Source organism: Dactylosporangium sp. NPDC049742 (assembly GCF_040674675.1).
In the GTDB taxonomy this organism is placed as follows: Bacteria; Actinomycetota; Actinomycetes; order Mycobacteriales; family Micromonosporaceae; genus Dactylosporangium; species Dactylosporangium maewongense.
In genome coordinates this window covers 162,414-181,781 of sequence record NZ_JBFANF010000019.1, presented here as the reverse complement: position 1 = coordinate 181,781, position 19,368 = coordinate 162,414, and the positions used below count along the sequence as shown (strand labels likewise).

The following is a 19,368-nucleotide window of genomic DNA, read 5'->3' as shown; positions in this document are numbered from 1 at the left end:
GAGGAGCACGTCATCGGCATCGTCAGCCGGTGCGACGTGCTCCGGACGATCCTGCCCACCGACGACTCCGCCCAGCGCGAGGCGCAGCGGCGCCTGGACAGCTACGCCGGCGGGCGGCACCGCTGGTCGGTCGCGGTCCACGACGCCACGGCGACCGTCGACGGCAGCTTCGACAACGACATGGAGCTCGCGGTCGCCACGGCGCTGGTGCGCACCACCCAGGGAGTGAACGAGGTCCGGGTGTCCGCACAGTCCGGCCCGCACGGCGGTCGGTGAGGGTGCGGCCGGGTCATCCGGGTGATCCGACGATGGCCACCACGCCTGGGGGCCGGTCGGCAAATGCCCGGCTGACCGAGCCGAGCCGAAGTGGCGCCGGCAGGCGGTGTCCATGGCGGCCGAGGACGAGCAGCACGGCGCCGTCGGCGGCGCGGCGCAGGCCCTCGACTGGTGGGCCGAGGAAGACCGCGCGCTTGAGCGGCACCTGGGGGAACCGGGCTGACACCGGTTCGACCGCGACGGCCAGGAGCTCGGTCGACTCCGGCTCGGTGGCGAAGTGTGTCTCCAGCGTCGTCTCGTCGAACCAGAAGTCTCCCGCCGCCCGGGCACTGACATGGACCGCGGCGAGCGGCACGCGGTGTCGGTGGGCGTACCGGTAGCCGAACCTGATGGCGGCGTGCGACGCGGCCGAGCCGTCGACACCGACGACGACGTGCCCAGCGAACGGCCCTTGACGGTGCGGCGGCGCCGGTCCGGGCACGACCACCACTGGCACGGGCGCGTGGGCGGCGACGCGGGAGGCGGTCGACAGGCGTCCCAGACGGGCCGGCACAGCCGCGCCGAGCACGATCAGGTCGGCGCGGTCGGCCAGGTCCAGCAGGGCGTCGACGGCACCGCCGTCGGCGACTTCGAAGTCGACGTGCTGCCCGCCGAGGCGGTCGCGGACTGCGTGCAGGTGCCGGGCCAGCAAGGGATCGGCGCGCTCCAGTGCCGACTCGCCGGTTCCGGCGTCGCGGATCCGTCGGGATGGATCGGTGTGACGGATGGTGACGTCGGCGGCGCCGGCCACGGCCTCATCACAGGCCCAGGACAAGGCGGTCCATCCGGGCTCGGTGCCGTCGATGCCCACCCCGATTCGCCGGCACGGCCGGTCCGCCACCGTCCCGGTCGTGGCCCCCACGGCGCGGGCGATGAGCACCGGGCCGGCGGCGTGGTGCAGGACCTGCCCGCTGACCGAGCCCAGCCGCGATCCCGTGAACCCGCCACGTCCCCGGACGCCGACCACCACCATCACGGCGTGCTCCGACGCGCGGGTCAGCGCCTCGGCCGCGGTGCCGGGCAGCAGCCGGAGATCGATCTCCACGTCGGGATACTTCGCCCGCCAGGGCTCGACCTCGGCGGCCAACGCGTGACCCGCGGCCGCTTCGGCGGAGGCCGAGCCGGAGTCCGGCACCTGCCAGGCCCGGATGACGTCCAGCGGGAGATTGCGGGCGGCCGCCTCTTCGAAGGCCAGCTCGAGCGCCAACACGGAACCGGAGGATCCGTCGACGCCGACAACGACCGGGCCGTTGCGCGGCAGCGAGGCCTCCGGGCCAGCCCACCGTTCGGCGTGGTGGACGACCAGCACCGGGCACGCGGCACGCGAGCTCAGGTGCATGCCGACGGAACCGAGCAGCAGGCCGGCGAAACCGCCGAACCCGCGGCTGCCGATCACGACCAGCCGAGCGTGGTGGGACTGCTCGCACAGCACGTCGGACGGCTCGCCGGCGACGACGACGGTCCCGACCTCGACCGTCGGCTCCCATCCGCGCGCGAGTGCGGCCGCGCTGCGGGCGGGAGCAGGCTCCTGCGCGGAAAGACCGAAGGGGACCGGCATGCCCAGCGCGTGAACCACCATCAGCGGACACCCGTGCCGGGCCGCTTCGTCCACGGCCCAGCGCACCGCGCCACTGCTGGCCGCCGACCCGTCGACGCCGACCACGATCGGCGCGATGTCTCCCGGCATGGTTCCTCGCTCACCAGATCCGGTGTACCAATGACTCGTGTTGCCCACACGACCACGTTCATGACCACCCGACCGGGTGATCGTCCACCGCATGCCCGGTCGAGCTGGGTGAGACGTCGGCACGTCCGCGGGTGATTGGTGCGCGGCGCCCGGGGTAGTTCGCCATGCGTGACGTCGCGCGCCTGGCCGGCGCGCACGATCCGGCGGACCATCCAGCGGGAGCCCAGGGTGTGGAATCCTCAGGAACCGAGCGGGCTCAGCGGTCACCAGGCCGAGGTGATCGAGCGCTCACGAGCCGCGGTGGAGCACGTCACCGATGCGCTGTCGGACTCCGGCCCCTCCGCCGCGGACGCGCTGCAGGCCGCCGAGAAGGCGTTGTACGCGCTGCGCCGGGCCGTCGACGACCAGGCGTTGGCGATCGGGGAGACCAGTGGCGCGGCGCCTGCCGGCGCTGTGCGGGCGATCCTCGCCGCCGCGCAGGTGAACGCCGACGCGGAGTGCGTCGCAGGGCTGGTGAAGCGGCTGGCCGAGATCGCCGGGTCGCGGCCGGCGCGGCCGGCGATGCCGGACGAGGTGCAGGCCGTCGTCGGCCGCATGGGCCGGGTCTGCGTCGACCTGATGGTCACGACGGGCGGCGCCGGGGCGTCGCCGCGGGCCGGCACGGAGGCGCGGATCGAGGCGGCCGGTGCCGAGGTGGGCCGGCTGCGGCAACGGCTCGACCACCTGCTGCTGCACGAGCCGGCTCCGGTCGATGTGGACGCCGCGCTCGACGCCGCATTGGCCTGCCGGTACTACACGCACTGCGCCGAACTCGCGGGTTCCATGGCGCGGCTCGCATCAGGGCAGGCCCGCCAGTGAGATCCCGTCCAGGATCCGTCGCCACACCGCGTCGTTGAGGATGTCCCGATGGTGCGCCACCACCAGTGCGGCCTGGACGGGATCGGCGAGGTCGATCGACAGCCGACCATCGTGAACAAGATGCGTGAGCAGGACCGCGATGCCCGCCGCGTAGGCATTCGACGCGCCGGTGGGTGTCCTGGACGCCAGGTTGTCATCGCCGACGACCGTGACACCGGGATCCACCACCCGTGTGGCGCCGGGCTCGGCGAGTTCCACCGCGCGGCCGAACCCGTCGGTCGTGGTGTCGAGCACGACGGATCCCGGCCGCATGGTCCGCACGTCTCGCGCGGACACGAGCACCGGCGGCTGCCGGCCCGGAATCTCGGCTGTGGCGATGACGATGTCGCTGTCCCGGACGCCCGCCGTGATGTCCGCGCACGATCGTTGACGGGCCTCGCAGACGTGGACCACCGCGCCCAACCGGCGCACGGTGACAGCGGCTTCGTAACCCGCGGGTCCACGGCCGATGACGAGGACCCGCGCGGGCCGCACCGCGCCACCGCCGCGAGCCGGTCCGGAGAGGCAGCGGCCGAAGACGTCGGCGGCGGTCAGCGCCGCCTGGTAGCCGGCGACCCGTTCCTGCGCACCGAGGAAGTCCATCGGCCCCGCACGGCCAGGAGTGGGCGGCATCAGGTCGGCGGCGATGAGGGTGAGACCCTGCTCGGCCCACCGGCGGACCAGATCCGGCACGCACAACGGTCGCAAGAGACAGATGAGCGCCTGCCCGGCACGGAACCGGTGGGTCGCGGCGACGTTCGGTGGCCGGACACCGATGAGGATGTCGGCCGCGTCGAACACCTCGGCGCGGGGCAACGACGTCGCCCCGGCGTTGGCGTAGTCGGTGTCGGGGAACCAGGCCGCACACCCGGCGCCGGTTTCGACGACGACCACGAGCCCGAGGCCGAGAATGGAACGGACGGCCGCGGGCACGACCGCCACGCGCCGCTCGCCGGGCGCGGTCTCGCTGTAGACGCCGACCGTCTGGTGTGCCACCGGGATTTCGCCTCCCCGCAGACTCCGCCAACGGTATCCCGTCCGTGCCCCAGCGGCGACGCGTCACCGGCACCGGAAGAGGAGGGCCCGCGATGGTAGGCGGACGGTGGCAGTTCTGGATCGACCGTGGCGGCACGTTCACCGACATCGTCGCCAGGAGGCCGGACGACGGCCGGCTGGTGACACGCAAGCTGCTGTCGAACAACCCGGCCCGCTACGCCGACGCGGCGGTCGCCGGGATCCGGGCGCTGCTCGGCGTTCCCGACGCGGCGCCGATACCGGTGGACCAGATCGAGGCGGTGCGGATGGGGACCACGGTCGCCACGAACGCGCTGCTGGAGCGCAGGGGCGAACGCACCGCGCTGGTCATCACCGAGGGCTTCGGCGACGCGCTGCGCATCGGCTACCAGAACCGGCCACGCATCTTCGACCGGCAGATCGTGACACCGGACGTGCTGTACGAGCGCGTGATCGAGGTGGACGAACGGATGTCGGCCGACGGCACCGTGCTGCGCCCGCCGGATCTCGACCGGCTGGCCGACGACCTGCGACGGGCGCACGACAGCGGCATCCATGCTGTCGCGGCGGTCTGCCTGCACAGCCACCTGTACCCGGCGCACGAGCGGGACATCGGGAGGCTGGCGGAGCGGGTCGGCTTCGACCAGGTCTCGTGCTCCAGCGAGGTGAGCCCGTTGATGAAACTGGTGCCCCGCGGCGACACCACCGTCGTCGACGCGTACCTGTCGCCGGTGCTGCGCCAGTACGTCGAGGCGGTGGCGGAGCAGCTGCGCGGCGTACGGCTGATGTTCATGCAGTCCAACGGGGGCCTGGCCGAGGCGGGGCACTTCCGCGGCAAGGACGCGATCCTGTCCGGTCCGGCCGGTGGCATCGTCGGCATGGCGCGCATGTCGCAGCTGGCCGGCTTCGACAAGGTGATCGGCTTCGACATGGGCGGCACCTCCACGGACGTGTCGCACTACGCCGGCCAGTACGAGCGGGTCTTCCACACCCAGATCGCGGGGGTACGGCTGCGCGCCCCCATGATCGACATTCACACCGTCGCGGCGGGAGGCGGGTCGGTCCTGCACTTCGACGGCGCCCGCTACCGCGTCGGGCCGGACTCCGCGGGTGCCAACCCCGGGCCGGCCTGCTACCGCAACGGCGGGCCGCTCACCATCACCGACGCCAACGTGATGCTCGGCCGGATCCAGCCCTCGACGTTCCCCCAGGTCTTCGGGCCCGACGGTGACCAGCCGCTGGATGCCGGCGTGGTGCGACGCGGGTTCGCCGAGCTGAGCGCGGCCATCGCCGAGCGGACCGGTGACGAGCGCACGCCGGAGCAGGTCGCGGAGGGGTACCGGCAGATCGCGGTCGCGAACATGGCCAACGCGGTGAAACGGATCTCGGTGCAGCAGGGCCGTGACGTCACCGGATACGTGCTCACGACGTTCGGCGGCGCGGGCGGGCAACACGCGTGCTCGGTGGCCGACTCGCTGGGTATCGGCGCCGTGCTCGTGCCGCCGATGGCGGGTGTGCTGTCCGCGCTCGGCATCGGTCTCGCCGACACCACCGCGATGCGCGAACAGTCGGTGGAGCGCCGCCTGGAGCCCGCGGCGATGCGACGGCTGGTCGGCGTCGCGGACACGCTGGAGGCGGCGGCCCGCTCGCAGCTGCTGGACGAGGACGTCCCGGCCCGGCGGATCCGGGTGCACCGGCGTGTGCACCTGCGCTTCGAGGGCACCGACACCGCGCTGCCGGTCGAGCTCACCGACCTGGACACGATGGTGACGTCGTTCCGGACGGCATACCGGCGCATGTACGCGTACCTCATGGACCGGCCGCTGATCGTCGAGGCGGTCTCGGTCGAGGCCGTCGGGCTGACCGAACCGCCGGACCTCTCCCGGCCGGACGGTCCCGCCGGCGCGCCCGGACGCGCCGCCGCACGGCCGATCGGCACGACCCGCCTGTACACCGGCGGAGCATGGCGGGAGGTGCCGCTGTACGAGCGGGAACGCCTGCGCCCCGGCGACACCGTCGGCGGTCCGGCCATCGTGGCCGAGGCGGACGCGACCACGGTGGTCGACGACGGCTGGCGGGCGGCGGTGACGAAGCTCGGCCACCTGCTGCTGGAACGGATGCGGCCGGGCGACACCGCCGCCGAGGCGACCACCCAGGTCGACCCGGTCCTGCTGGAGATCTTCAACAATCTCTTCATGTCGATCGCCGAGCAGATGGGCGCCCGGCTGGAGTCGACCGCGCAGTCGGTGAACATCCGGGAGCGGCTGGACTTCTCGTGCGCACTGTTCGACCCGGACGGCAGTCTCATCGCCAACGCGCCGCACATCCCTGTGCACCTCGGCTCGATGAGCGCCAGCATCAAGGAGGTCATCCGTCGCCGCCGCGCCGGCATGCGGCCCGGCGACGTGTACGCGATCAACGACCCGTACCACGGCGGCACCCATCTGCCCGACATCACCGTCGTCACCCCGGTCTTCGGCGCCGACGGGTCCGAGGTGCTGTTCTACGTGGCCTCCCGGGGCCACCACGCGGAGATCGGCGGGCTCACGCCCGGCTCCATGCCCGCGAACAGCCGCGACGTCCACGAGGAGGGCGTGCTGTTCGACACCTGGCCGCTCGTCGAGGACGGCAGGTTCCGCGAGGAGGAGACGCTCCGGCTGCTCACGGAGGCGCCGTACCCGTCCCGGAACCCGGCGACCAACCTCGCCGACCTGCGCGCCCAGATCGCCGCGAACGCCAAGGGTGTCGAAGAGGTCGGACGGATGATCGACCACTTCGGCCTCGACGTGGTGCAGGCGTACATGCGGCACGTCCAGGACAACGCCGAGGAGGCGGTCCGGCGCGTCATCGACGCCCTCGGCGACGGCGAGTACCGCTACGAGATGGACTCGGGGGCGGCGATCGCGGTCCGGATCACGGTGGACCACGCCGGACGCGGCGCGACGATCGACTTCAGCGGCACGTCACCGCAGCTCGCGACGAACTTCAACGCACCCTCGTCGGTCGTCACCGCGGCGGTGCTGTACGTCTTCCGGACGCTGGTGACCGACGAGATCCCGCTCAACGACGGCTGCCTGCGCCCGCTGCGCATCGTGGTGCCGGCCGGTTCGATGCTCGCGCCCGTCCACCCCGCGGCCGTGGTCGCCGGAAACGTGGAGACGTCACAGGCGATCGTCGGCGCGCTCTACGCCGCGCTCGGCGTCCAGGCCGAAGGGTCCGGGACGATGAACAACGTCAGCTTCGGCAACGAGCGGCACCAGTACTACGAAACCGTCGCCTCCGGCTCAGGCGCCGGCGACGGGTTCGACGGGGCCTCCGTGGTGCAGACCCACATGACGAACTCCCGGCTGACCGACCCCGAAGTCCTCGAATGGCGCTTCCCGGTGCTCCTGGACGAGTTCGCCGTCCGGCACGGCAGCGGCGGCGACGGCCGGTGGCGGGGCGGCGACGGCGCGGTGCGCCGCATCCGGTTCCGCGAGCCCATGACCGTCAGCACCCTGTCGGGCCACCGGCGCGTCCCGCCATACGGCCTGGCCGGCGGCTCACCCGGCGCGCTCGGCACCAACCGGCTGGAACGCGCCGACGGCAGTGTCGTCCACCTCGCCGGCTGCGGCTCCGTCGACGTCCAGCCAGGCGACGTCCTGGTCATCGAGACACCGGGCGGCGGCGGATACGGCACCTCATGAGCTTCGACCGCCTGCGTGCGTCCGCCGCGCTCGTCGACCGGCCGATGCGCCGCCGGCACGCGGCGAAGGGTGTGACGGCGATGCCCGCGCCTGCCGCGGGCATCGCCGTCTGGGGGGTCAGGCGCCGACGTGGATGCCGGGGCGGCGGTGCGGGTCTGGTTCCTGCTCGCGGATGATCTCGCGCGTGACGGGGGCGGTGTCGCCGCGGCCGAGGAGGAAGTAGCGGACCATGTGGACCAGTGGGCTGCCCTCGGCCCAGGCGAAGTAACAGTGCGGGCGGACGCCGGTGGTGTCGCGCAGGGCGAGCAGGATCGCGGCGATGGCGTTCGGTGCCGCCGGGGCCTCGGCGCGCAGGACGCGGTGCCCGTCGACCTCGGCGCCGCGGACGGTGAGGGTGTCGCTGAAGCTCGACGGGTCGACGACCGTGACCTCGAGGAACATCACGTCGGCGGAGCCGGGGACGGCGTTCTCGCCGCGCTGTTCGAGCTCCTTCTCCGCATACTCGGCCGTGGTACCGGTGCCGGGGCGGTTGGCGATCAGGTTGATCCGGCCGTCGTAGGCGATGGTGTCGGTGATGAACCGGCGGGCGGTGTCGTCGAACTCGATGCGGTCCGCGCGCAGCTCCGTCGTGCGTGACACCCGGGAGATCAGCGAGATGGTGATGATGCCGGCGATGAACATGCCGGAGATGGCGAGCCCGTCGGGCTTGTCGCGGATGTTCTCCACCAGGGCGTACGCCAGCACGGCGGTGAGCAGGCCGAAGCCGGCACCGGCCGCCTTGTGCCGCTGCCGGAACGCTGACACGGTGACGGCGAAGGCACCGGAGACCATCATGGCGAGGATGCCGGTGGCGTACGCGCCGGCCTGGGCGTCGACGTCGGCGCCGAACGCGATCGTGATGGCGACGGTGATCGCGGTGTAGACGAGCACCACCGGGCGCACCGCCCGGCCCCATTCCGGGGCCATGCCGTAGCCGGGCAGGTACCGGGGCACGATGTTGACCAGGCCCGCCATCGCCGACGCGCCGGCGAACCACAGGATGAGCACGGTGCTGAGGTCGTACACGCTGCCGAAGACCTCGCCGAGCTGCTCGTGCGCCAGCCAGGCGAGGGCCCGGCCGTTCGCCTGGCCGCCCTCGGCGAACTCGGCCGGCGGGATGAGCACGGTGGTGACGAAGCTGCTGGCCAGCAGGTACACGCTCATGATGGCGGCGGCCACGGTCAGCAGCTTGCGGGTGTTGCGGATGCGCGCCCGCAGCCGCTCCTGCGGGTCCTCGCCCTCCGCGGCGACGAGCGGCATCATGCTCACGCCGGTCTCGAAGCCGGACAGGCCCAGCACGAGCAGCGGGAACGCCAGCACGGCCGGCAGTGCGAGGTCGGTGAAGCCGGTGCCGCCGGCGGCCAGCGCGGTCGTCCAGGTGGAGAACGCGCCCGGCGTGGTGACCACCTCGACCACGCCGACGACGACGATGACCGCGTTGAGGGTGAGGAACACCGCGACGAGCGGGATGGCGACGCTGACCGCTTCGCTGAACCCGAGCAGGAACACCCCGCCCAGCACCAGCAGCAGGATCACGGTCAGCGCCACGGCGTGGCCGTGCAGGAAGCCCGGGGCGTGCGGGTTCTCCAGCACGTGCAGGCTGGCGTCGGCCGCGGACAGGGTGATCGTGATGATCCACGAGGTGGCGACGAACCCGAGCAGGACCAGCACGAAGATCTTGCCGCGCCAGAACGGCAGCAGCTGCTCCAGCATCGACACCGACCCGGCGCCGTGCGGGCTCTCCTTCGCGACCCGCCGGTACATCGGCAGCATCCCGAACAGGGTCAGCGCCACGATCAGCAGCGTCGCGAGGGGCGACAGCGCCCCGGCGGCGGTCGCCGCGATGGCCGGCACGTAGGCGAGGCTGGAGAAGTAGTCGACGCCGGTCAGGCACATCACCTTCCACCAGGCGTGCTGCTCGGCGTGCGCCTCCCCCGCCGCCGGCCCGACCGGCTGCACCCGGTGCCGCAACAGCCACCGGGCCACCGGACCGCCGCGCGGCGGCCGTCGAGCCGGTGTCTGCACCGCCGCCGGCGGCGCGTACTCGTCCAGCTCTACGGCGTCCTCCGTGGTCCCCATGCGTCCTCTTCCCAGGCCGTGCGAGCGGCGGTTCCCGCCGTGATCACGGTACGAGTATCCGTGCCCTCCCGCCGCCCAGAGGGAAGCCCTCGTCCGGTCCGCGGCGGCGACGGCGGCGCAGCCACCGGGCGAGCAGGCCGCGGCGCGGTCCGGCGAGCATCGAGGCGGCGAAGCAGCCGGTGGCGACCAGGCTGGTCGCCGCGCCGGCCGCGACGTCCCAGCTGCGTGACAGCAGCAGGCCGCCGATGGTGCTGGCAACGGCGAGGCCCACGGCGACGGCGGTCATCGTGGCGATCCGGTCGGTCCAGAGCCGGGCCGCGCCGGCTGGGGCGACGACGAGCGCGAGGGTGAGGATGGTGCCGACGGCGGGCACGGCGGTGACGACCACCGCCGAGATCAGCAGCAGGAGCCCCAGGTCGATGGCGGTGGTGCGGTAGCCGGCGGCCCGGGCGCCGGCACGGTCGAACGCCGTGTAGACGAGCGCCTTGTGGCCGGCGCTCAGCGCCGCGGCGACGATGACGGTGACCGCCGCGGCGACGTACAGGTCCTCGGTGGTCACGGTGAGGATCGAGCCGACGAGGTACGCGGTGAGGTCCTTGGTGAAGCCGCGTTGCGCGGACAGCAGCACCACGCCGAGCGCGAACCCGGCGGCGAGCGCCACGGCGGTCGCGGTGCTCGGGTCGTGCCCGCGCCGCCGGGACAGCGCGACGACGGCGAGGGCGGCGAGGACCCCGGCGGTGGCGCCGCCGAGGTAGAGGTCGACACCGACGACCGCGGCGACGACGACGCCGGGAAAGGTGGCGTGGGTCATCGCCATGGTGAAGAACGACAGCCGCCGCAGCACCACCTGGACGCCGAGCAGGCCGGTGGCGGCGCCGATGAGGACCGCTTCGACCAGGGCGCGGTTGAAGGCCACGTCAAGCCACGACATCGGACGGCCTCCGACGCACGAGCGGCACGAGCAGCGCGAGCAGGTACAGGGCGACGAGGGCCAGCACGACGGTGCCGCCGCTGGCCAGTCGCAGCCCGTACGTGACGGATGCGTGGTAGCTGACGACGAGGCCGGCGTATCCGGCTCCCGCCGCCGCCAGCACACCGACGGCGGCGATCACCGCGAGGCGGTCGGAGAGCAGCCGGCCGGTCGCGGCGGGGACGACGAGCAGCGCGACCATGAGGATGGTGCCGACGGACTGGGCGGCCGCGACGACGACGAGGGCGACGGCCAGATTGAGCAGCAGGTCCAGCAGCCACACGCGGTAGCCCATGGCCGCCGCGGTCTGCGGGTCGAACGCCCGCAGCCGCAGCTCCTTGGCCAGCAGGCCGAGCGTGAGCAGGACGACCCCGGTCACGGCCGCGGTCTGGGCGAGCTGGGTGGGCGTGACGGCCAGCAGCCGGCCGAACAGGAAGGCGGTGAGGTCGGCGCTGTACGAGCTGCGGCGGGAGACGAGGACGACCCCGACGCCGAACATCGCCGCGAGCAGGACGGCCAGGGCGGTGTCGTCGGTGACCCGCCGGGACCGGGTGAGCAGGGTCAGCAGCACCGCGGTCACCGCCGCGGCGACGAGCGCGCCGGGGAACACACCGCCGGCGCCGCCGGCGAGGAACCCGATGACGACGCCGGGAAAGACGGTGTGGGTCATGGTGTCGGCGACGAACCCGAGCCGCCGGATCAGCACGAACGTGCTGACGACGCCGGCGAGCAGTGCCAGGAGCAGCAGTTCGGCGAGGGCGCGGCCCATGAACGGCGTGGTGAACGGCTCGACGAGGACGCTACGCATGGCGGTTCGCGATCGGTTGGGCGACGATGACGCGGTCGCCGCGCAACTCCAGGGCCTGGCTGCCGTACGTGGCGCGCAGCAGGGCGGGGGTGATCACGTCGTGGACCGGCCCGAACCCGTACATGTGCCGGTTGAGCAGGCAGGCGGCGTCGCAGGCCAGGTGGGCCAGGGTCAGGTCGTGGGTGCTGATGACGACGGCGGCGCCGTGGCGTTTGAGTGCCGCGATCGCGGTCAGCAGCGCGTCCTGGCTGAGCGCGTCGACGCCGTTGAAGGGCTCGTCCAGCAGCAGCAGCCGGGGCTGCTGGGCGATGGCCCGGGCGAGGAGCACCCGCTGGCGCTGCCCGCCGGACAGGGTGCCGAACCTGGCCTTGGCCCGGTCGGCGAGGCCCACCTGGGCGAGGGCCTCCGCGGCGATGCGCCGGTCGGCGCGGCCGGGCCGGCGCAGCCAGCCGGTCCGGCGGTAGCGGCCCATGAGCACGACCTGCGCCACGGAGATCGGGAACTCGGGGTCCAGAGTGTCGGCCTGCGGGACGTACGCGACGTCGCGGCGGGCCGCGGCCGGCGGCTTCCCCAGGGCCGTGATCGTGCCGGCGGTCACCGGTACCAGGCCGAGGACCGCCTTGATGAGGGTGGACTTGCCGGCGCCGTTGGGGCCGATCAGCGCGACGGTCTCGCCGGGGAGGACCTGCGCGTCGACGTCCTCCAGGGCGGGGGTGCCGTCGTAGGCGACGGTGGCGTGCTCGATGCGCAGGGCGACGCCGACGGGGAGGGCCGTCGGCGTCGCCGGTCCCGGCGCCGGCTCAGCCACCGAGCGCCTTGACGATGGTGTCGGTGTTGTGGGTTTCCATCTTGAGGTAGGTGTCGCCGGCGGAGCCTTCTGGGCCGAGGGTGTCGCCGTACAGCGCGTCCTCGCCCGCGACGACCCTGACGCCGGCCTGCCGGGCGATGGCCTCGGCGGTCTTCGGCGGCAGCGAGCTCTCGGAGAACACGGCCTTCGTGCCGCTCTGCTTGATCTTCGCGACGATGTCGTCGACGTCCTTGGCGGACAGTTCGGCGGACGTGTCGAAGCTGGGGATGATCGAGCCGACGAACTGCAGCTGGTACCGGTCGATGTAGTAGCCGAACGCGTCGTGGTTGGTGACGAGCTTGCGGTCGCCGGCGGGCAGCTTGCCGATCTTCGCGGCGATGTCGGCGTCCAGCTGGTCCAGCCTGGCGCTGTAGTCGGCGAGGTGCTCGGCGAACGTCGCGGCGTCCGCGGGCGCGGCGGCGCTGAACGCCTTCTCGATGGTCTGCACCATCAGCTTGGCGTTGCGCGGGTCGTGCCAGATGTGCGGGTCGCCGTGGTCCGCCTCGTCGCCCTCGCCCTGGCGGATCTTCACGCCGGTGCTGGCGTCGACCGTGGTCCCCTTGAACCCGGCGGAGCTGATGGTCGCGTCGAGCCAGCCTTCCAGTCCGACGCCGTTCTTGACGAGCACCTTCGCGGCGCCGATGGCGGTGAGGTCGGCCGGGGTCGGCTCGTAGTCGTGCGGGTCGATGTTGGGCTTGATGAGCTGCGTGACGGCGACCCGGTCGCCGCCGATGTTGCGGGCGAAGTCGGCGACCTGGGTGGTGGTCGCGACCACGGCCAGCTTGGCGCCGGCGGCGTTCGCGGGTTGGGCCGTCGTGCCCGCGTCGTCGCCGCACGCGGCGAGCCCGGCCGCCAGGCTGGCGAGCGTGGCGGCGACTGCGAATGTTCGCAGCTTCATATCGGTTGCTCCTCGGATACGAGTCGTCCTTCGGGCGGTCAGCCGCCCGAGCGAGCCAGACGCTACTCGTTTTCATTTTCAATAACGAGCCGTCGCATCGCAATGTGCGCATGCCAAAAGGCACGCCGGCGCAGGAAGGCAGTGCAGGCAGGCGGTGCGGGCTATCGTTGCCCGGCTGAAGGCTGAGCGGCGGTCGGCAGGCGGCGCAGCGCGGGGAGCACCTCGGCGCCGAGCCGGTCGATGTTGCGGATCGTCCGCTCCGGTGTACCGCCGGCCTCGACCATGAGCAGCACCCGCCGGACGCCGGTGCCGGTGAGCGTGTCGGCGAGCCGCCGCACGCACCGGTCGGGTGGCCCGATCGGGTGAATGGCCATGAGGTGTTCGACGTAGTCGGCGAGGTTCCGGGTCGTGGTGGTGCCGTCGATGCGGACGTGTTCGCCCGCCCTGGCCAGCCACGTGGGTAGCGTGTCGCGGAGGACGTCCTCGGCCTGTGCGGTGGTGTCCGCGACGTACGCCAGATGCGCCGAGACGTGTCCGGCGCCCGGCTGGGCGTGGCGCCGGATCAGGTCTGCCTTGCCGGTGTCGGTGTCGTGCACGCCGAGCAGCAGCGGCAGCCCGCGACCTGCCGCGAGGTCCACGGTGGAGGGTGAGGTCGCGGCGACCCAGACGGGCAGTGCATGCGGCGGCCGCGGTACGACGGGGACGGTACGGAAGCCGAACCTTGCTCCTTCGCCGCGGACGGTACCGGCGCCGCTGAGCGTGGCGAGCAGGACGTCGAGGGCTTCGGCGAAGCCGTCCGGGGTGTAGCGGTCCAGGCCGGTGCCGAAGACCTCGAGGTCGACCCACGGGCCGCCGCGGGCGACACCGAGATCGAACCGGCCGCCGGAGACGGCGTCGAGCAGCGCCGCCTCCTCGGCGAGGGCGACCGGATGCCGGTTGGACAGGTTCGCCGCGGCGGTGCCGACCCGCAGCCGGTGCGTCCGGCCGAGGATGAACCCCGCCATGGCGACGGCGGACGGGCAGGTGCCGTACGTGACGAAGTGGTGCTCGGCGAGCCAGACGCCGTCGAAGCCGGCCCGCTCGGCCGCCTGGGCGTAGGTGACCGCGGCGCGCAGCGCGTCGGCGTGGCCGGCGCCGGGGAACTGCCCGGCCAGCAGGAACGCGTCGACGCGCAACACCCCGCCGGCCGGGCCGATGCCCGGGTCAGCAGTCACGAAGCTCCGGTGACTGGTTGAGCAGCTGACCGCGCGGGGAGACGAACGCCTGGTACCGATCGCCGCCGACCGCCGCCGGGGTGAACGCGGCGACCCGGTGGCAGTTCTGGAACGCGAGCTTCACCCCGAAGTGCCGCTCCAGGCCGCCGCGGATCGCGTCGCTGGCCAGGGCGCGCAGCAGCTGGCCGCGTTCGGCCTCGCTCGGCGGCGGCACCTCGTGGTCGGCGAAGTCGCCGCCGGACGCGCGCAGGTCGCCGGCGACGCCGCTGATGACCGTCCACGCGTACGGCAGGGAGTCGCGCACGCAGGCGACGAACTCGGCATCGTCGACGGGGCCGGCCTCGGCCCGCTCCAGCAGTGCGGTGGGGACGTCGAGTGACATCGTGTGCTCCTTCGGTCAGTGCGCGGCGACGGTCGCCGGCTGCAGGACAAAGTCGGGGTCGATCTGCGCGGTCAGGTCCGCGCCGGCGCGGGCGTTGCCCCAGGCCGTCGCGTTGCGGGTGTGGAACTCGGCGGCCTGCGCGGCGTACCGGGGCCAGTCCTTGCCGCAGCCGTCCAGCGCGGCCTGCATGGTGCGCAGGGCTTCGGCGTTGCCCGCCTCCAGTTCGCCGATCGGCAGGTGCCTGCCCCGTTCGGCGGCCTTCACGAACGCGGACCGGCCGATCCAGCACAGCAGGTCGTCGCCGACCTCGTCGCGCAGGAACGCGACGTCGCCGGGGTCGTCGACCTTGTTGCCCACGACGGCGACGCGCACCCCGTGGTCGCGGGCGTAGCCGGTGTACTGCCGGTAGACCCCGACGCTGCGCACGGTCGGCTCGCAGACCAGGAACGTCAGGTCGAAGCGGGTGAACAGCCCGGAGGCGAACGAGTCGGCGCCGGCGGTCATGTCCACCACCGCGTACTCCCCCGGCCCGTCGACCATGTGGTTGAGCAGCAGCTCCACCGCGCCGACCTTCGAGTGGTAGCAGGCGACGCCGAGGTCGTCGACGGCGAACGGGCCCGTCACCGCGAGCCGGACGCCACCGACCGGCCGGACGAGGCGGTCGTAGATCGGGTTGCCGTCACCGACGCCGACCAGCCGCGACCCCGCGCCGGGCGGCGTGGTCTTCAGCATCGCCGCGGCCGAGGCGATCCGCGGGTTGTCCCCGCGCAGGTGCTCCTTGATCTCGTCGAGGTGGTCGCCGAGCGCTGGCAGCAGCGCGGCCTCGTCCTGGTCGGCGCCGAGCGCCACGGCCAGGTGCTGGTTGATGTCCGCGTCGATCGCCAGGAGCGGGACGTGCTGCTGGGCAAGGTACCGGGCGAAGAGCGCAGCCAGCGTCGTCTTGCCGCTGCCGCCCTTGCCCACAAACGCTGTCTTCACCACCTAAGTGGTATCGGTTTTCATTTTCACCGTCAAGCGGTTCGCCCGGATTCAGCCCTTCCGGCGCCGCGACTGCGTGACCACCGACTTCCGCCCGATGCCAGGCGCGTTTCATCGCGCGCGACAGGAAGTGAACACATTCGCACGCGTGAATGCTTGAACCACGGTTTTACGACGATGCGTCTGGATCGTCGCGGAAGCTCAGCCCGGCCGCGTCCAGCGCTGCTCGCAGGTGTTGAAGGGCGTAGGCCCCGACGCCGTGCAGCGCCAGCACCTCGCGCTCGCTGAGGCCGGCCACCTGTTCGAGCCGGACCACACCGAGTGCGGTCAGCGCACGCGTCGCGGCCGCGCCGATGTGCGGCAGCGGGATGCCCGGCTCGGGCACCGGCCGGTCCCGGGACGGCCGGGGATGACCCTCGTGGTCCAGGACGGCGGCGCCGCGCGGCGAGAGCCGGTACCCGATGTCGAGCGACTCCGTCAGGCCGCGCTCCTTCAGCTTGCGCACGTCCTGCTTGAACGACAGGGTGTCGCGCCCCATCCGCTGCGCGAGGTCGGGCGCCCGGGTGGCCGGCAGCTCGTCGATCAGCAGCAGCGCCTGGCGGGTCCAGGGCCCGGTCGAAGAGGCACGGTCGAGCCGGTCGAGCCATATGACGATCGCGTCGATCTCGGCGGTGTCGGGCACCGACTCCCGCAGCGCGTGCCGTGGGTCCGCGCCCGCGTACCGCAGCCCGATCCGATACACCGGACGCTCCGGGTGGACGCGGTCCAACCCCTCCCGCAGCGCGACCAGCGACGCCGCACCGGCCCGGCGGGCGTCCGCGGCAGTCAGCGACCTCACCGGCACACGGTCGACGGACGTGATCTCGACCAGCCCGACCGCGGTACGCATCTGGGTGCCGACCTTGACCCGAGGCCGGTCCCACCGGCGGAACGCCACATCGACATCACCGGCACGGATCGCCGCCAACTCTGCCGGACGCATCTGCACACCCCAGTTCAACACACGCCACGACCCATCGGGCGGTCCGCGCATCCGGCGTGTCACACCGCCGCGGATGTGGGAACGTACCTCCAGTGACCGTGTCGAACGGCGTCGCTCAGCGGCGGTCGAGAAAAGCCGTGAACAGCGGGTCCGGGTCGTGCCGGTAGACGTAGTCGAGCACGGCGAGGCCGGTGGCGCCGGCCGCGAACGCCAGCACGAAGTCGACGCAGCCGCCGGCGAAGGGATGCACCGTGCCGCCGGTGAACGGGTTGGGTTCGTAGACGGCCACCCGCCAGTCGTCAGCCACGTCGCCGTCCGCGATCCAGCAGACCAGATAATCGCGGCCGAGGGCCGCCCACGGGACGAGCTGCTCCGGAGCCTCGTCGTCGCGCAGCTGCCCGCGACGGAAGTCCAGGGCGGCCTCCAGCTCGGCCGTCGAGCCGTCACCGTCGGGCTGGTCGACCGCGAGCGTGTCACGGTAGACCCCCGGCGGCACGGTGCGCACGTACCGCACATAGTCGACCGGCAGCGGCAGGCCGAACACGGTCTCGAGCGTCTCCTGCGGCACGGGCCGCGCCGGCGCCGGCGGCGATCCCGCAAGCGCCGTCAGGGACGCCAACGCATCACTGGTCACGGCCCATTCTGTACCACGCCTCGACCTTGAGTTCGAGCTTCCGCTGTGCCTGAACAGTCAGGGGCGCGGCCCGGAGTTCCGGGTCGCGCCCCCTGACTGGTGGTTCTGTCTGACTTACCTGCCGATCTGCTGGCCGTTGTCGGCCCAGGTGTTGTTGCTCCACGTGGGGAGCGTCGAGGCGTTCAGTGCCTGGGTGCCGTAGTAGCCGCCCTTGGGCCAGAAGCCGCCGCCGGACTGGCGCATGAACTTGTTGTTCGTGACCTTGCCGTTGGTGATCTTGTAGCCGGCGTCGTACCAGTAGAACGAGTAGCCGCCGCCGTTCATCAGGTTGCTGTCGACGACCACGTCACTGATCGGGCCGATGTCGGCCTTGAGCAGGATGCAGGACGTCTGGGTGTGCTGGTTCTCCAGGCGGTTGTGCAGGATGCGGACGTACGTCGCGTTGGTCGACTGGATCACGTCGTTGTGCTGGGCGGAGCCGGAGCCGCCCGGGTCGTGCAGCCAGGAGTCCTGGACCGTGCCGCGGCCGTCGATGCGCAGGATGTCGCCGGAGCCGTGGGCGTTGACCCGCAGGAGGCTGTAGCCGGTGCGGCCGATGAGGGCGATACCACCGGTCGACGCGTCCTTGAGCTGGCCGTCGATCTCGGTGTCCTCGATGCGCAGGTTGTTGTTGTCGTCGGTGGAGGTCACGGCCTGGACGTTGGCCACGCGGATCCGGCTGTTGCGGATGGTCACGTTCTTGGCCTTGATCTCGATGTGGCCGTTGATGTCCTTGCCGTCGATGACCGTGCCGGCGACCGTGATCGTCATCGGTCCGGTGTACGGCGTCAGCGTCACCTTCTTGCGCGTGTCACCGGGCAGGCCCTGCGGGTAGCCGGTGTTGTTCGCGGCGGGGAAGCCGGCCACCGTGTAGGTCGGGCTGCCGCCCGCGCCCGGCGTCGTCGTGCTGCTGCCCGTCGGCGTGGGCGACTTGGAGCCGGAGGGCGATGCCGAAGCGGTGGGCGACGCCGAAGCCGAGGTCCCCGGGGTGGCCGAAGCGGAAGGGCTACCCACGCCGGCGGACGCGGACGGGGTGCCGCCCGTGCTCGCGGTGGCACCGGGCTGCGCCCCATAGGCGGGGAGGGTGTCCTTGCACGCGGTCAGGCCGCCCGTGGCGAGCAGTGCCATCGCCACGATGCCGACACCCGCGCGGCGCCGCGAGCTGCGGCCGGCGGCGGAGTGCGAAAGGGTCTGCGCGGGGTGGAGCGGGGACTCGTCGGCGGAGACGTGGGTCCCGTCGGCGAAGTCGTGCGAGGTGGAGTGCTGGTTCATGCTGTGGGAATCCTCCCGGTCAGTCGACATCCGTCCGTCGACGGCCATTGGCCTGTCGGATCTTGTCGGCGTGAAAGTCGGTTGGGGTTCCATACCTAACTGCAACTTTCCTTTGTCTGCGGTACACGCGTTTGTCCATTCCGGCGAACCCGAATTGGCCGCGCGATGACCGGCGCTTTTGGCGCCGCCCGAGACCGTGCCGTTAACCATTCCGTTCGAAGCATGCCACGGCTTGACGAGGGAATGAATCCTTGAGGGATAGACAGACCGCTACCTTTAGCTGTCTTAAGTCAGGGCTAAGAAGCAGTACGATTCAGAAAACCCACGTAAGCCCCGGATCGGGCATATCGGCGCAGACCTGGAGTGACCCAGATCACACCTATTGGTGTGCCGAAAATGACGATCTTCTTCGTTTCTGCAATGCCGTAAACCATACCGCCACATAGCAGTTTGGCCTAGTGCTAGCAGGTTCGACCTGGCCCGGCCGTCGGTTCAGCTCCCGAACTCTGCCCGATGGCTCCACCCGGACCTGCAACTCGACTTGTGGCGTGGCGAACAGTTCGCCTCTGTCGAGGTGGCGCTATTCCGCAGGATCGCGAACCGACTCCGGACTAGAACCGTCGGTGC

15 protein-coding genes and 1 pseudogene are annotated in these 19,368 nt (G+C 72.1%); 3 read left to right on the top strand and 13 right to left on the bottom strand.

Features of this window, described 5'->3' with window-relative positions; translation table 11 throughout:
- Positions 1-276: pseudogene (locus tag AB0J72_RS24100) on the top strand (signal transduction protein); the annotation flags it as partial.
- Positions 277-289: 13 nt separating this feature from the next.
- On the opposite strand, the gene AB0J72_RS24095 reads toward AB0J72_RS24100, so the two are convergent.
- Positions 290-2,269, bottom strand: a complete 1,980-nt coding sequence (locus AB0J72_RS24095) for a universal stress protein (RefSeq protein WP_363402213.1) — start codon at positions 2,267-2,269, stop codon at positions 290-292.
- 33 nt (positions 2,270-2,302) lie between these two features.
- Between AB0J72_RS24095 and AB0J72_RS24090 the strand changes: the two genes are divergently transcribed.
- Entirely contained in the window at positions 2,303-2,860 is a 558-nt protein-coding gene (locus AB0J72_RS24090; protein ID WP_363402211.1) for a hypothetical protein, read from the top strand.
- Here the strand turns inward: AB0J72_RS24090 and AB0J72_RS24085 are convergent.
- Positions 2,840-3,895 carry an NAD(P) transhydrogenase subunit alpha gene (locus AB0J72_RS24085; RefSeq protein WP_363402209.1) on the bottom strand — a complete coding sequence of 352 codons (1,056 nt, stop codon included), beginning with the start codon at positions 3,893-3,895 and terminating at the stop codon, positions 2,840-2,842. The genes AB0J72_RS24090 and AB0J72_RS24085 overlap by 21 nt on opposite strands.
- A 92-nt stretch (positions 3,896-3,987) precedes the next feature.
- Here AB0J72_RS24085 and AB0J72_RS24080 point away from each other — a divergent pair, with 92 nt between their 5' ends.
- Positions 3,988-7,599, top strand: a complete 3,612-nt coding sequence (locus AB0J72_RS24080) for a hydantoinase B/oxoprolinase family protein (RefSeq protein ID WP_363402208.1) — start codon at positions 3,988-3,990, stop codon at positions 7,597-7,599.
- A gap of 117 nt (positions 7,600-7,716) precedes the next feature.
- On the opposite strand, the gene AB0J72_RS24075 is transcribed toward AB0J72_RS24080, so the two are convergent.
- The 11 genes from AB0J72_RS24075 to AB0J72_RS24025 form a co-directional block, all read right to left on the bottom strand.
- Entirely contained in the window at positions 7,717-9,717 is a 2,001-nt protein-coding gene (locus AB0J72_RS24075) for an amino acid transporter (protein ID WP_363402206.1), read from the bottom strand.
- A 43-nt stretch (positions 9,718-9,760) separates the two neighbouring features.
- Positions 9,761-10,648, bottom strand: coding sequence for a metal ABC transporter permease (locus tag AB0J72_RS24070; protein ID WP_363402204.1), 888 nt, complete (start codon positions 10,646-10,648; stop codon positions 9,761-9,763).
- The gene (locus AB0J72_RS24065) at positions 10,635-11,495 is read right to left on the bottom strand and encodes a metal ABC transporter permease (protein ID WP_363402202.1); all 861 of its coding nucleotides are present in this window, start codon (positions 11,493-11,495) and stop codon (positions 10,635-10,637) included. The genes AB0J72_RS24070 and AB0J72_RS24065 overlap by 14 nt, the downstream gene beginning before the upstream one ends.
- The gene (locus AB0J72_RS24060; protein WP_363402200.1) at positions 11,488-12,303 is read right to left on the bottom strand and encodes an ABC transporter ATP-binding protein; all 816 of its coding nucleotides are present in this window, start codon (positions 12,301-12,303) and stop codon (positions 11,488-11,490) included. Before AB0J72_RS24060 ends, AB0J72_RS24065 begins: the two co-directional genes overlap by 8 nt.
- Positions 12,296-13,240: a metal ABC transporter substrate-binding protein gene (locus tag AB0J72_RS24055; RefSeq protein ID WP_363402198.1), complete on the bottom strand. Its 945-nt coding sequence runs from the start codon at positions 13,238-13,240 to the stop codon at positions 12,296-12,298. The genes AB0J72_RS24060 and AB0J72_RS24055 overlap by 8 nt, the downstream gene beginning before the upstream one ends.
- Before the next feature lie 161 nt (positions 13,241-13,401).
- Positions 13,402-14,454, bottom strand: a complete 1,053-nt coding sequence (locus AB0J72_RS24050) for an LLM class flavin-dependent oxidoreductase (protein WP_363402196.1) — start codon at positions 14,452-14,454, stop codon at positions 13,402-13,404.
- Complete coding sequence (locus tag AB0J72_RS24045) at positions 14,444-14,836, bottom strand: SCO5389 family protein (protein ID WP_363402194.1); 393 nt, start codon at positions 14,834-14,836, stop codon at positions 14,444-14,446. Before AB0J72_RS24045 ends, AB0J72_RS24050 begins: the two co-directional genes overlap by 11 nt.
- Before the next feature lie 15 nt (positions 14,837-14,851).
- Positions 14,852-15,814 (bottom strand): ATP-binding protein, encoded by a 963-nt coding sequence (locus AB0J72_RS24040; protein WP_363402192.1) that lies wholly within the window; start codon positions 15,812-15,814, stop codon positions 14,852-14,854.
- Positions 15,815-15,983: 169 nt separating this feature from the next.
- On the bottom strand, positions 15,984-16,796 hold the full coding sequence (locus tag AB0J72_RS24035; RefSeq protein WP_363402190.1) for a hypothetical protein: 813 nt from the start codon (positions 16,794-16,796) through the stop codon (positions 15,984-15,986).
- Positions 16,797-16,911: 115 nt separating this feature from the next.
- A complete protein-coding gene (locus AB0J72_RS24030; RefSeq protein ID WP_363402188.1) occupies positions 16,912-17,430 on the bottom strand; it encodes a hypothetical protein in 519 nt (172 codons plus the stop codon).
- A 114-nt stretch (positions 17,431-17,544) separates the two neighbouring features.
- Entirely contained in the window at positions 17,545-18,741 is a 1,197-nt protein-coding gene (locus AB0J72_RS24025) for a hypothetical protein (RefSeq protein WP_363402187.1), read from the bottom strand.
- Between the last annotated feature and the right edge of the window lie 627 nt (positions 18,742-19,368).

Coding starts and splice junctions, on each gene's coding strand:
- AB0J72_RS24035 (WP_363402190.1), bottom strand. CDS start 16,796: ATGCGTCCGGCAGAGTTGGCGGCGATCCGTGCCGGTGATGTCGATGTG.
- AB0J72_RS24075 (WP_363402206.1), bottom strand. CDS start 9,717: ATGGGGACCACGGAGGACGCCGTAGAGCTGGACGAGTACGCGCCGCCG.
- AB0J72_RS24080 (WP_363402208.1), top strand. CDS start 3,988: ATGGTAGGCGGACGGTGGCAGTTCTGGATCGACCGTGGCGGCACGTTC.
- AB0J72_RS24065 (WP_363402202.1), bottom strand. CDS start 11,495: ATGCGTAGCGTCCTCGTCGAGCCGTTCACCACGCCGTTCATGGGCCGC.
- AB0J72_RS24055 (WP_363402198.1), bottom strand. CDS start 13,240: ATGAAGCTGCGAACATTCGCAGTCGCCGCCACGCTCGCCAGCCTGGCG.
- AB0J72_RS24070 (WP_363402204.1), bottom strand. CDS start 10,648: ATGTCGTGGCTTGACGTGGCCTTCAACCGCGCCCTGGTCGAAGCGGTC.
- AB0J72_RS24025 (WP_363402187.1), bottom strand. CDS start 18,741: ATGAACCAGCACTCCACCTCGCACGACTTCGCCGACGGGACCCACGTC.
- AB0J72_RS24045 (WP_363402194.1), bottom strand. CDS start 14,836: ATGTCACTCGACGTCCCCACCGCACTGCTGGAGCGGGCCGAGGCCGGC.